Origin of the sequence: Streptomyces xylophagus (assembly GCF_000716435.1) — a bacterium.
GTDB lineage: Bacteria > Actinomycetota > Actinomycetes > Streptomycetales > Streptomycetaceae > Streptomyces > Streptomyces xylophagus.
The window spans coordinates 17,169-30,578 of the sequence record NZ_JNWO01000026.1; the positions used below are offsets into that span (position 1 = coordinate 17,169).

The following is a 13,410-nucleotide window of genomic DNA, read 5'->3' on the forward strand; positions in this document are numbered from 1 at the left end:
GAGCCGTGGCCAGATCTGTGGCTCTCTTGAAATCTGTGTTCAGCGGGTTGGCAGGTTCACGGAGCGTCTCCCCTTACTAGCGGGGTTTACGCAGACAAACGGGGAGGTATCCACGCATGGCGTGGGACGAGTGGGAGCAGCTCAAAACCCAGGCGGCGGAGCGGCACTCGGCGAAGATGGAGCTCAACCAGTTGCCGGCGGACCCGGGCGGCAGCGGGAGCGGGGACAGTCCGCAAGGTGATCTGCGGGTGAGTCAGAAGGACTTGGCCGCGGTCGGTGATGCCGCATACCAGCTGCACCAGGACTTCGCCCACTTCAGCACCTACGCCCGTTCCGCCTCCCTCACCGCGGCGGGCGGTCTCAAGAAGCAGGGCTTCGCGCTCGGCGCCGCGCTCAACCACGTCGCCGAACGCTGGGCGGAACAGACCCGGTCCCTGCTCGACGCCACCGCCCACATCTCGAATCACCTCGACTACACCAAGGGCGCACACGCCAGGGACGAGGTCTACATCGCCGACTCCATCAGCAGCATCTCCACCCTCGACGACGGCTTCGACCACCGGAACGGGCAGAGCTGATGGACCTCGACACACTCCGGTACGGCAACTTCCAGCAACTCGGTGAGGCCATCACCGACTGGCAGCAGATGACGAAGAAACTCGCCGATCTCAAGAAGGATGCTGAGAACAACCTCAAGGCCAAGGCGGACAAAGCGAATTGGGCCGGTCTCAACGCCACCGTCACCCGTCAGTTCGTGGACAAGACCGCCACCGAGTTCGGCGACGCGCACACGCAGGCCGACTCGATCTCGAAGATCCTGAGTGACACGCACGGTGAACTCGTCGACTACCGCACCCAGTTGAACGGTGCGATCGACCGCTGTGCCAAGAAGCACCTGACGGTGGTGGACACCGGCGACGGCACCTTCGTGGTCACCCAGAACACCCGCCCCGACTGGGCATCCGACCCCAGCAGCAAGACGGACACCACCAGCCAGCAGGACATCGACGCACTCCGCACCGAGATCGCTCACATCCTGAGCAAGGCCACCGAGAGCGACAACAGCGCCGCCAAGGTTCTCCAACTCCTCGTCGACCAGGCCGAGTACGGCTTCTCCGACGCCGCGTACGCGGACCGCGACTCCGCCGCCAAGGCCGTTGAAGCCGCCGACAAAATGGCCAAAATGGCCAAGGATCCGAAGAAGATGTCGCTCGACGACATCACCAAGTTCAATCTGTACCTGGAGAACTACCACAATGACGCTCTTTTCTCAGAGCAGTTCACGAAGCGGCTAGGCGCAAAGGGAACTCTTCAGTTCTGGGCGGACATGGCAGAACTTCACGCCGGTGCCAGGGGTACAGAACTCACACGCATGGAAACCCTTCAAAAGAACTTGGGCCTCACCTTGGCCACGGCATCGTTCTCAGATTCCGACGACATGCAAAATTGGAAGAAGGAAGTCCTCAAAGAAAGGAACACCAACTTCGTAACCGACCCTTCAAACCCGATGAAGAGCCCGGTCGGAGCTCTCGGCTCCCAGGTGCTTAGCAGCCTGATGCGACAAGGGCATTTCGACACCAAATTCCTTGACGACTACCGTAGCGAACTTTTCAAGGCCGATAAGGGAGCAGGGGAGTCTGGCACCAACAACCTATGGACCAAGGGTTACGACCAGATCGATCTGGAATTCGGGAAGGGAAACGGTCGCGATCCTCTGGAAGGGCTTTTCGATGCCCTATCACACAATCCGGAGGCAGCAACCCACGCCTTCGACTCCAAGTCGGATCTCGACCACATGTTCGGCACCACGAAGTACACGGATCGAGGAACTTCACTGGGGCACGCCCTGGAGGCTGCGGTGACCGGAGTACCGGCTGGGGACCCGACGCAGCAGGCTGCACCGCACAGCACAGCGCAGGTCAAGATCATGGCGAACATCATGCAAGCCGTGGCTGACCCGGACGGCGGTGCAGGCCTTGTGAGCAAGCAGATGGGTGCCAGTTTCGGACATATGGCGGCAGCCTATATGCCTGAAATCAGCCAAGCATTTGGAGGCCCGAACTCCGGAACAGTGTTCGTCACGAACAGTGACGCTCCCTCGGGCCTCAATCGCTGGGACACAACGCGGTTCCTTTCCGCGGTTTCCCAAGATGCCGCAGGCAGGGCTGCAATTCGCTACGGCGAGAGCATCTACACCGGCAGCCTCCTGGACGCACACCTCTCCGACCCTTCTTTGTTCGACGGAAGCCGCGAACAAGTTCTTCATGACATCGGCCGAAACGCTGGGATCATTGAAGGCATCGTCGGACGTTCTGTCGCAGACGCAGATATCAGCAGTGATATCGGGTCCACGAAGGATGAAAACGACGCTATTGCACAGCAGGGCGAGTTCTTTAAATCAGCAATGTCCGCCGGCGTCGGAATCGGATCCGTCGCGCTCGTACCCGCGACCGGTGGCGGTGCGCTGGCCGGAGCCGCCGGTGGAGGCTTCTTCGGCGGTGTCGCCAGCATGGCCGTCGATCGAATGGTCAGCGGCAAGGAACTTGACGTGGGCCAGGCGATGGACGAGGCCTTGTACCGAACGGGCCGGGATCTCAGCCAGACACAGGACTCCGTCAGCCAGCAGACGCAGTGGTCGGTCGATGATGCTCTGAAACGCCACCATGTCGATCTACCCAAACAGGGGACCGACGATCTTATCCGGAATTCCGTCAATGAGGGCTGGGAATCGAGCGATTCCATCCTGCATGATTTCAAGCAACGCCCTACCGGTTAAGGAAGAGGATATTGCCCCCCATGAAGAAGAGAGCAAGAGGAACCATCCTTGGCATCGCAGCCCTCGGCCTACTGGGCGGAGGCTGGTTCGGATACCAGCAGGTTTTCACGAAAGGCCTCGACCACCTCCCGAGTAAAGTATGCGATAACGCAGCAAATCGGGAGACAGTGATTCGCGTGCTTCCTGACACCCGGTCAGCAAAGGAGGGGGCGAAGCAAGAGAATCCTGGCAAGAATTTTTCTTTCTACTGCCATATTTATACCAGTGGCGATTCAATCCTGTCCGGCGAAGTGCAGGTTCAGGATTCCTCGGCAAAAGCGTGGACTGATTACTACCGGGGGTACGGCGGCGCAGATGAGGGGGAGGTGGAGCGTGTTTCCCTCAAAGACGTCCAGGCGCTGTCCAAGACGCATATGTCCAGCGTATACACCCCTTGCGTCCCACGAGGCGTCAAGGCGGCCGAAGCTTCACAGTCCTACGCCCTCGTCACCGAAGTGCGCGTGATCGGGAAGAGCCGGACCAACGGGCTGGCACTACGTCAGGCCCTTACTGACTTCGCCTATCAGATCACCCAGCGGGCCTACGAACTGGGCGAGTGTCAGCCGACTCGGACATTCGCCGGTGAGCTTCCGCGCTACGGGACCAACTGAGATACCACTGCGGAGATCATCCGGCGCGGTGATCGATGCATATGGCCCGATCAGACGCAGGGCCGTGGTGCCGTCGCGGGTTACTTCGTCGGCGATACCTGTCCCCGCAATGGAATTCTCGGCCCATACGGTCTCTTGTTGACCAACGACGGGGTGGGCGCCTCCCGCGCGCGCCCACCCCGGTTTCCGCTGCGATCCTCGCCCTACTGGAAGTAGCTGGCGGCCTTCTTGTCGCCTTCCATGTAGGTACCGCCCGACGTGTACACGACGTGGCCGATGCCGGTCAGCGCCGTGTGGATGTCGTTGGCTTCCTTGTCCCACCTGTGCAGCTTCTCGTTGAAGGTGTTCTGCGCGTCACCCTCCCAGTACTGCAGGCTCTTCACGACCAGCGCGCGGAGCTCCTGAAGATCCTGCTCCAGCTGCTTCGCCTCGTTGCCGATCTTGGTGGCCGCGAAGTCCAGCCCGTCATAAGTGACGGAAAGGCCGTCGGAGTTACGGCTCATGCGTGTTTACCTCGTCTCGTTCGTATGGGGCTGGTGGGCGTGGTCGTACGTGATGACGCGCGGCTCAGTAGGAGCTCAGCGAGGACGAGGGCACGGTCGGCGCGCCGTCCTGGAGGTCGATCTTGTTGACCGCCGCGCGCACCTCGTCTTCCTTGCTGTCCTTGATGTTGCGCGTCGCGGTCATCGCCTCGATGACGTCACCGAGAATGGTGCCGATCTTCTGCAGCGACTCGTTGATCTCGTACTGCTTCTTGTCGAACGCCGCGCGCCCGATACCGTGCCACTGGCCTTCGAGCCCGTCGATCACACCCTGAAGCCCGTGCACGCGCTTGGCGATGCCGTCGTACTTGTCGAGCATCTGCTTCTGGATATCGACTACTGCGGCATCTTCGAGCTTCTGCTTGTTGGACATGGTCAGCTCACCCTTCTTGTGTTGACTGATTCGCGGTCTGGCTGGATATCCGGTTACCTGGCCCGTCGTGCGCGCACTACGGCTGCGGCCGCGCCGCCGATGAGAATGACTGCGGCTGCGGCGGTGATGGCGATCCAGAGCGAGTTGCTGTCGCTGTTGCTGGAGGACTCGGCGGCTGAGGTGCCGCCGGTTGAGGTCTTTTGAGGGGCTTGGGACGAGGGTGATGGGGACGGGGTGGACGAGGAGGAGGATACGGTCGAGGACTTCGCCAGCAGATCCCCACCGTTCTCCTTGGCGAGTGGGTCAATATTCGCTGGGCCGGCATCGTAGCCAGCGTTGTCAAGAACCTCGCGCGGACGAACGGCCCCATAGCCCAGGTATGAACTCGGATCGTCCTTGGGCCAATCACGCCCAGCCGTGTCGATCAAGGCACGGGTGACCTGATTCACCGTCCAGTCAGGATGAGCGGACCACACCAGGGCGGCTGCCGCTGAAGCAATAGCGGCGGCCGGGCTCGTGCCCTGCCGACCATCGCAATACGAGCGGAAGTTGGCGTCGCACCATCCCGGAATCGCCTCACCTGGGGCAGTGAGGTCGACATAACCCCCATACGAGGAGAACTTCGACACCGTTCCGGTTTTATCCATCGCCGATACGCCGAGCACATAGGGGTAGGCCGCGGGATAACCGACGTGCCCCTTCGCCTCACCGGCATTGCCGACTGCGGCAATCATCAACTTGCCCTTCGAAGCAGCGTATTTGATCGCCGCTTCCTCATCCGGATCGACATAGTCCGAACCGAAGGACATGTTGATGATCTTTACATCGGTGTCAGCAGCCGCCCTGATCGCGTCCGCAGGCTCGGGCGTCTTCTGCTTCTCTTCCGCGCCCTTCAATCCCTCAAGCTTGATGCGATAAGGGACGATCTTCGCTCCTGGAGCCAGCCCTTTCACGCCACCGTCCGCTCCGGTGCCCGCGATCAACTCGGCCATACTCGTTCCATGGCCCTCGTAGTCAATAGTGGCGTGGTACGAAACCGCCTTGGGGACCTCGTCGGCCAAGACCTGTCCCTTCAACGACGCCGTATCAGGGTTCACCCCGGTGTCGATGACAGCGACTTTGACACCCTTGCCGGTGCTGACCTTCCACATCTGGTCGGCTTTCATCGGATCCAGATACCACTGCTTCGACTGCTCGTCGGAGGCTGCGGCACCTGGGACGAAGCCCACACCCACGACAGCCAGGGCGCCGACGGCCACGCCCATGACACGCGCGCGTTGCGCGTATAGCGTCTTGAGGAGCGCAGCCCGCTCGGCTCGTCGGCTGGTCCCTGACTTCATAGCGTTGTATGTCATCGCTCGCGCTCAGTTGGCGGCCGGCGGCATATCGTGCCGCGGCTTGGTGGGCATGCGTGTTTCTTCGTTTTCGACAAGGCAGTCGGGGCGCGCAGCGCCCTCCGCGTTCTCTCTGTCACCAGTCGTCCCGTGGTTGCCGGACCCCCGTACTAGGCCGGCGCCTCCACGAGTCATGCCGTTGCGCTCAGCCCGAGTGGCGGAGTTACGTGCGGCGGGCTGGCCAGTGACCGCCTCGGACGATCCCGGTCCGCCACGAGTGGCGGTCCTACCCGATCCAGTCCTGGCTGTGGACTCGGGTGCTCCGATGACGCCACGCTGTCCGGGCCGACCGGTTCCAGTCCTAGAGTTGCTCGCGTCCTCGGCGCCGACAACGGTGCCGCGAGGGATCCTCGAACCGCTCCTCCCCGAAGTGTCACCAGTGGCCGTAGGCCGTCCCCCGACCACGCCGTTCGCCCGACCGGCACCAGTGGTCGGTCCACCGTTGGCCCGAGGCGTTGCCCTTCCCTCCGCTCGCGGGGTACCGCCGGTGACACCCCGGCCCACGGGGGATGACTTCGACTCGGAGGGAGTGCCTTTGGCCAACGGCCGACCGGTCTCTGTAGCGCGGCCCATCTGGCTCGTGGGCCCTCGCCCTGTGGAACGCGCTGAGCCGACGTTGCCCGAGCTGGACGTACCAGCTCGCCCCTGAGCGGACGCAGGTGACCGGAAACCACCCGCTCCGCCAGCGCCTCTACCTGAGATGCCACTGGGAATCGAAGTACCGTAGCCGCCCTCGAACACACCCCCTGGGCCACCGCCAACCGCAGGTGTGCCCATGACGGGCGGAGCGTGGCCGGTTACGGGTACGACCGGGGATGGCTGTGGCAGTGTGCCGACGCTGTCGATATGGGTCCGGACAGGGACATCGGCGGGTGTAGTCGTTCCGGTGGCGTCCTTCGACAGTGCTGGTGTTTCGCGAGTGCTGTGCACACTGGCGTGGACCGAGGCGGGTGACGTCACATGATGACTACCGACCGCCGATGTAACGGTCCGCTCCGTCCCGTTCGAGTTATGGCCGACAGGAGTGAAGTAGTCAGAACCAGACGGTTTGGGTACACCTACATCCGGCATGTCAGTGAACGTCGGAGCCTGCTTCTGCAAGACTTGCAGCTGCTCTTTCGACACCGAGTAGTAGGACGACAACCGATTCATCTGGTTGATCGCCTCTTGGCGGTGCTTCTCCACCTGCACCGCAGCGGTGTACTCGTGTTTGCTCGCGGTCTTCTCGACTTCGGTGAAGGCGGTGGGTCGCTTCGGATTCGCTCGCGTATCACGCGGCGGCATCGCGCCACGCACGGATGCCAGTCCCACAGCGGCGGCGGTGATCTGATCGCCCGCCCCTCCAGCGAAGGCACTCAGGCTGTGCGTCGCGACAACGAGCGAACTACCCCAATCGCGGAAGGCGTTGCCCGATTCTCCCACCCAGTGGACGTTGTCGATATGTCCACTGAGCTCCTCGGCAGCCGCCTTGATGGCATCACGCGCGTCCCACAGTGCCTTGCCCGAGGACTCCAGGTCTTCCGGGTTGGTCTGCCGGACGAGGTCAAGCATCTCATTGAGGTCGAGGTCCAGACCGTCGAAGTCCGTACGATCCCGCACTGCTTGGCCAAACGGAGTGGCCTCGACCGCAGAACGGAAGATCTTGTTGACGAGCCCGCCCTTCGGACGCTCCTCGACTCCCCGCGCGAAGTCCGTGACGGAATTCTGCGTGGAGACCCGATCCAAATCGCCCTTGTGCTTGTCGGTCATCGTCAGAGCCTCGCACCAGTCTTCGGACCGTCGGCATCCTTCTCCGGAGCGCGGATCTCCTTGATCTCCGTCTGGATCTCCCAGAACCTCCGGCGCTGCTCCTCCTCAAGGTTGTCGAAGCCGCGATGCGCCCCCTGAACTGCGATGCCGATCGCCTCAATCTGTAGATGAAGGGTCTTGGACAGTGAGGTGAGCTGTTGGTGGACGCTGTTGTACTGCTGATAGAGGTCGTGCGGTTCGGGGAAGATGCTCTCCTTCCCTCTACCAAGTGACGCGGCGTTGATCGTCTGGGCACCGACCCGCGTCGGGTTACCCGCCGACGATTCAAGATCGCGCAGAACCGTGTCCACCCGCTTCATAAAGGTGGTCAACGCCTCGTTACTGGCCTCCAGGTTCGCCGCCCTGGTAGCCGACACGCCCCCCACCATGTCTGCCGGAAGCACGACGCTCCTCCCCGTTTCCCCGTACGTCCATCGGCTGCGGTCAGGCGGAGCCGATCTCGTCCACTCACCGTACGATCGCAAACCGAGCCACGCCTGACAACGCGTTTACCACTGTAGTCAACGTGCACATCGGGTCCAACCGGCCCGTGCGCCAACTCAGTTACGACACCGGGCCAGACGCCACGCTTCGCCCGATTTACCGGTTTTGGTCCCACCAGTCACGCAACCTCTGGTCAGTACCCAGCCACCGGCCGACCAATCGTGACCGCGGCCGACTCCCGCGAAAGCTTCACCCCTCGCGATCTCCATCAAATTTCCACACGCGATCGATGCGCGACCTGGGCAACTCCCTTGAGTCGCTGACTCGTTGCATCCACCCCCTTCGGATGCCGCGACGAACCGCTACCACCCCCTCGCCGCCAAGTGGGCGACAGCGGGGACCAGAGGGCTCACCCTCCACGACCCGAGCCACCCCTGGATCGGACCGGACGAGCCTCGGGTCCATGAACCGGAGCCTGAGACTTCGGCTGTCACGTTGACGCCAATGCGCTCCACCGCATGCACTTCCATTGGGTGAAGAGCAAACTGCGGGGCCAAGCGGAACGGGGCGATCGCGTGGGCGGTCCGCACAGCAACCTCCGCCCCAGGCTGAACAGTTCGGTCGCCCGACGGGTGATGGCACAGCCCGACGCAGCCAACCGAGCCATCTCCTCCAGAACTTCACGCGATAACAATCACGGCATTACGGATATGACCCGGACTTTGCCCGGACCTGGTTGCTAACTTGACCGCGCGGTGGTGTCGAGACGGTCACGTTCGCCGAGCGGAAGCACCTGCGGCAGAGCACACGGGGAAACGGGGAAGGGGTCCATGCATGGCGTGGGAAGAGTGGGAGCAGCTCAAGTCGCAAGCGGCTGAGCGGCAGCCGACCCACATGCGCCTCAATCAGCTGGCACCGGACGGCGGAGGCGGAGGCACCGGGGACCTCGTCGTGCACCAGGACGACCTCGGGGCCGTAGGGCATGAGGCTCGCATCCTGTACGACGACATCCATGCCGGCGCCGACATCGCCACCGCGGGGGCCGGCAAGGACGGTGCCGGCTCGACGACGCAGGCCGCCACGACCCTCAAGTCACGTGGTTTCGAGACGGGCGGCGCCCTGGCGACGACCGTCGAGGTGTGGACGTCCCAGGTCAAGTCCGTGCTGCAGGCCTGTGCTCACATCTCCGACCACCTGGACTACAGCCAGAAGCGTCATTCCGAGGACGACATCGAGATCGGCACCGTCCTTCGCAACAGCGACGGCTCGGCAGTGTCGGTGTCGAAACTCAACGAGTACTTCAAGTAGGGGAACCAGCTGTGGCTCTCACCTTCACGGACCTCGTTGAGGTCGACCTCGACAAGCTCGGTACCGCGGTGTCGGACTGGAAGAAGACCGTCGACAGCCTCAAGACGTCGGCGGAGAACGCCCGCAAGGGAATGCAGGCGAAGTCGGAATCCGCGCAGTGGGCCGGCGTCAACGCGACAGTGACCCGCGACTTCATCGCGAAGACGGCGAAGGAGGTCTCGGATCTCCACGCCGAGGCCAACAGCATCTATCAGGTGCTCGCCGACGGGCATCCAGAACTTGTCTCGCTCCAGAAGCAGGTCAAGGACGCTGCGGGGAAGGACGCGAGCGCTCTCGGGGTACGCGTCAATGACATCGGGGACGGAAAGGTCGTCTGCATCTTCCCCCACATCCGTGGCGACACGGATGAACGCACGCAGGAACAGCTCGACGCCAAGCGGGAGTTGGAGAACCGGATCAACCGGCTCCTCTCCCATGCCGCGGAGATCGACGCCTCGGTCGCCCGGGCGCTTCGCAAGAGCCACGGCGGCGACGCCCACAACGCGGGGCACAGCACATACGAGTCCCTGAACGACGCCCAGGCCGAACGCGCCCTGGAACTCGCCCACAAGGGCGACAAGATGAGCGACGCGGAACTCCAGGAGTTCAACCGGCTGATGCGCTTCAACGGCCGGGAGAAGGACGGGGAGTTCGCGACCGAGTTCTACCAGGGGTTGGGTGGGCCGGAGAAGACACTTGAGTTCTACGCCGAGATGTCGATCGACGGGACGAGCCCCGACGCCGGCAAGGTCCGCCTGAACGCCATGAAGGATCTGCAGCAGAACATGGGGTTCGCGCTGGCCAACGCCACGGACCCGGACACCAGGCAGCATCTGCCCGCGAGTTGGGGATCCGAGTTCCGCCGGCTGGGCACCCAGCAGATCGGCTGGGAGCAGGGCCAGTGGAACAAGCCGTACGGCTACCAAGTCCTCGGCGGACTGCTGCGCTACGGCAACTACGACCCCCGGTTCCTCGACCCGATCGCCGAGCACGTCACCCAACTGCACAAGAAGGACCCGTATTTCTTCCTCAACAACAAGGCCATCGGCCAGGGGGACATCTACGGCTTCAATCCGTCAGGCCAACTGGGCTCCGGGAACGACCCGCTCAACAGCGTTCTGGAAGCACTCGGTCACAGTCCCGAAGCCTCGGAGAAGTTCTTCACGCAGCCGCCGACCGCGTACAACGAGGACGGCACGGTGAAGGCCGGCAACCCGGGGTTCAGTTCGTATCTCGATCTGTTCACGGACGAGGACTTCGACTGGACGGTCGACACCAACGACGCGAACATCCTCGCCGACGAGGACAAGACGAAGAACGCGCTCACCTTCGGCCCCGAGGCGCTCGGGCATGCACTGGAATCGGCGACGACCGGGCGACCGTACGACGACGATTCCGGTGATGCCATCAAGCACACGGAAGCCCGGTCGCATCTGGTCAGTGAGATCGTCGACAAATTCGGTGAGCATCCGGAACTTCTTCGGCACAACGAGAACGGCAACCTGGACGACGAGGAATCGGGTCCCCTGTACGGAATGCGCGACAGCCTCGGAGACATCACCGCCGAGTACATGGGCGATTTCCAGCGGGCCATGTACAAGGAGGACCCCAACAGCGACCTGTTCCCGACGTTCGGTGCCGCCGCCGGTCTGGACAGCGGTCACGCCGCTCGTTTCCTGAGCGTCGTGGGGCAGGATCCAGACGCATATTCGGCGATCACGAGCGCGCAGCAGGCGTACACCGCCGAGGTCGTGGACCACGTCGTCAACGGCAGCAGCAACTCGACGGCCTCGCTGGACGGACGCCTGGGCGATGTGGTCGCGCCCGGTTCGGCGATCGCGGGCATCATGAGCGACTCCAGGGCCGACGCGATCTACGAGTATCACGCGGCGTCGGACACTGCGTTCAACGAGGCAGCGGCCGAAAAGCAGAAATGGGTGAACCGCATCCTCGGTATGGGTATCGAGAAGGTCGGTGAACGCATTCCCATTGCCGGCGCCCCTCTCGAATGGGCCTCCGAGGACATCCAGGAGTCCATCATGAAGAGCATTGAGCATGACACGACGACCGAAGCGGAACTAGCGGCCGGAAAACAATACAGCAATGGTCGTGAAGCGGCCATCGATTCGGCCGAATCCGCGCTCAATAACGCATTGGTGAACAATCAGCACATCAACTCCGACACAGCCGACGATCTGAGGCGTGCCATTCGCACGGCCGCAGGTGTCAGCCACTCGGACGGTGCTCTGTGGAACTCGGAGAGTCACGCGAAGTGAGGCACAAGACATACATCCTGCGGGGTGTCTCCACAGTCGTCGCCGCTGTCGTCGCCGTCACCGCGGCCGGCTGCTCGGCGGACAAGCCGAGCCGGGACTTCACGGTGCCCAAAGCCCTGTGCGGGGTGTCCGTGCCGGTCGACGCGCTGTCCCGGCTCCTGCCCGCCTCCGGCAAAACGCTCACCACTCAGGCGGAGGGGTCGACCGACGGTGCGCTGCTCTGCACAGTCGACGTCGACGACGTCATGGTGCTGGCCTTGAGCAGGGAGCGCATCGTCGCCGGTGACTCGGCGCGGCACATCCTGTACACCCAACTCCGCGTCACACAGCCGAAGTTCACGGAAGGCACCAGCATCGCGTACGTCGACGACGCCGCTGTCTCACTGCTCAAGTGCCGTGCAGCGGATGTGCAGAAGGAGGACATCAGCACCCTCATCAAGGTTCTGAAGCCTGCGCGGTCGGACGAGTCGGCCATGAAGAGCCTGATCACCGACTACACGGCAAAGGTCAAGAAACAGGGGCCCTGCAAGAAGCGGAGCTCCCTCTGAGCGGGTGTCGGGGCTGACAACTGGGGTCACGCTCCTCTACCCCCGTCAACTCCCCGCCCCACCAGCACCCGTCACCCGCCCCCTCCGCCGACGCGCATCCCGCACCGCCACCGCGCTCCCCCCAAGCCCCGCCACCACAACCAGCCCACCCACCACCACGTACGTCCCCAGCCGCGTGTTCCGTTCGTCCGCCGTTTCGCCGAAGTGGAGGGGGGCCACTGATGGCGCCTCGCCCTTCGCGACGCCGCCCTCGGGCTTGGGGGTTTCCACGGGGTGTTCCGGGTCGACGTCCGTGAGGGCCTTGACCGGGTCGACGACGCCCCAGCCGACGAGGCGGTCGTGGCCGGAGATCGTGCGTTCCGCGGTCTGTTCGATCTGGGCGACGATCTGCTGGGCCGTCCACTGGGGGTACTTGGCCTTCAACAGGGCCGCCACGCCCGCGACATACGGCGCCGAGAAGCTCGTACCGTTGTCGGAGCAGTGGCCCTTGCCCGGGACCGTGGAGATCATGTCGACGCCGGGGGCGGCCACGCCGACGAACTCGCCGGACTGGGAGAAGGAGGCGCGTTCGTTGTTGCGGTCGGAGGCCGCTACGGCGAGGACGCCCTGGTACGAGGCCGGATAGGTGATCTGGACGTTGCCGCCGAGGCCGTCGTTGCCGGCCGAGGCGACGACCACGACTTTCCTGGACAGGGCGTAGTCCACGGCCTGTTGGAGGCTGTCGGCCGGTGCCACCGCGTTCGCCGTGTCCTGGGAGATGTTGATGACGCCGGCGCCCTTGTCGACCGCGTGACGGATCGCCGTCGCCAGGGTCTCGGCCGTGCCGTCGCCCTCCGCGTCGTTCTGCTTGATCGGGATGATCGTCGCGTCGGGTGCCAGGCCCACGAAACCCGTCCCCTTGGCGGGGCGCGCCGCGATGATGCCCGCCACGCGCGTGCCGTGGCCGACCGTGTCGGTGGTGCCTTGGTTGTTGCCGCGGTCGATCGTCTCGCCTTTGGAGTTCTTGGGTGGCAGGAGGTTCTCTCCCGCCGACGCGTCCACCGCCTTCGTCAACTGCGGGTTCTTGACGTCCACCCCGGTGTCGATGACGGCCACCTTGACGCCCTTGCCGGTGGACTGGGCCCACAACTCGTCCAGGTTGACCCGTTGCAGCGCCCAGGGGCGGCCCGCGTAGAGGGTCGACGGGAACGTGCACTGGCCGTCGTCCGCCCACGCCGGGGTCACCAGGGACAACGACAGTGGTACGGCCAGCATCGCACTCGTCACCGTGAG

General features: G+C 63.6%; 11 protein-coding genes. 6 read left to right on the forward strand and 5 right to left on the reverse strand.

Annotation, left to right across the window (positions count from 1 at the left end; genetic code table 11):
* Positions 1-116 precede the first annotated feature (116 nt).
* From OO70_RS40505 to OO70_RS54860, 3 genes are read left to right on the forward strand one after another with little or no spacing between them, the layout of a single operon-like run.
* A complete protein-coding gene (locus OO70_RS40505; RefSeq protein WP_043683463.1) occupies positions 117-578 on the forward strand; it encodes a hypothetical protein in 462 nt (153 codons plus the stop codon).
* Entirely contained in the window at positions 578-2,776 is a 2,199-nt protein-coding gene (locus tag OO70_RS40510; RefSeq protein ID WP_043683467.1) for a hypothetical protein, read from the forward strand. Before OO70_RS40505 ends, OO70_RS40510 begins: the two co-directional genes overlap by 1 nt.
* A 20-nt stretch (positions 2,777-2,796) precedes the next feature.
* Positions 2,797-3,426 carry a hypothetical protein gene (locus OO70_RS54860; protein ID WP_158711575.1) on the forward strand — a complete coding sequence of 210 codons (630 nt, stop codon included), beginning with the start codon at positions 2,797-2,799 and terminating at the stop codon, positions 3,424-3,426.
* 203 nt (positions 3,427-3,629) lie between these two features.
* Here the strand turns inward: OO70_RS54860 and OO70_RS40520 are convergent, their stop codons facing one another.
* The 4 genes from OO70_RS40520 to OO70_RS40535 form a co-directional block, all read right to left on the reverse strand.
* Positions 3,630-3,929: a WXG100 family type VII secretion target gene (locus OO70_RS40520; RefSeq protein ID WP_043683472.1), complete on the reverse strand. Its 300-nt coding sequence runs from the start codon at positions 3,927-3,929 to the stop codon at positions 3,630-3,632.
* Between the two features lie 64 nt (positions 3,930-3,993).
* Complete coding sequence (locus OO70_RS40525; protein WP_043683474.1) at positions 3,994-4,341, reverse strand: WXG100 family type VII secretion target; 348 nt, start codon at positions 4,339-4,341, stop codon at positions 3,994-3,996.
* Between the two features lie 53 nt (positions 4,342-4,394).
* Positions 4,395-5,606 carry a S8 family serine peptidase gene (locus OO70_RS40530; RefSeq protein WP_051742068.1) on the reverse strand — a complete coding sequence of 404 codons (1,212 nt, stop codon included), beginning with the start codon at positions 5,604-5,606 and terminating at the stop codon, positions 4,395-4,397.
* Positions 5,607-7,486: 1,880 nt separating this feature from the next.
* The gene (locus tag OO70_RS40535) at positions 7,487-7,927 is read right to left on the reverse strand and encodes a hypothetical protein (RefSeq protein ID WP_043683477.1); all 441 of its coding nucleotides are present in this window, start codon (positions 7,925-7,927) and stop codon (positions 7,487-7,489) included.
* Between the two features lie 874 nt (positions 7,928-8,801).
* Between OO70_RS40535 and OO70_RS40540 the strand changes: the two genes are divergently transcribed.
* Genes OO70_RS40540 through OO70_RS40550 form a run of 3 tightly spaced genes read left to right on the forward strand, consistent with a single transcriptional unit; the run spans position 8,802 to position 12,138 of the window.
* On the forward strand, positions 8,802-9,275 hold the full coding sequence (locus tag OO70_RS40540) for a hypothetical protein (RefSeq protein WP_043683478.1): 474 nt from the start codon (positions 8,802-8,804) through the stop codon (positions 9,273-9,275).
* A gap of 11 nt (positions 9,276-9,286) precedes the next feature.
* Entirely contained in the window at positions 9,287-11,590 is a 2,304-nt protein-coding gene (locus OO70_RS40545) for a hypothetical protein (RefSeq protein WP_043683480.1), read from the forward strand.
* A complete protein-coding gene (locus OO70_RS40550) occupies positions 11,587-12,138 on the forward strand; it encodes a hypothetical protein (RefSeq protein WP_043683483.1) in 552 nt (183 codons plus the stop codon). Before OO70_RS40545 ends, OO70_RS40550 begins: the two co-directional genes overlap by 4 nt.
* A gap of 45 nt (positions 12,139-12,183) precedes the next feature.
* On the opposite strand, the gene mycP is transcribed toward OO70_RS40550, so the two are convergent.
* Entirely contained in the window at positions 12,184-13,392 is a 1,209-nt protein-coding gene (mycP, locus tag OO70_RS40555) for a type VII secretion-associated serine protease mycosin (protein ID WP_051742065.1), read from the reverse strand.
* Between the last annotated feature and the right edge of the window lie 18 nt (positions 13,393-13,410).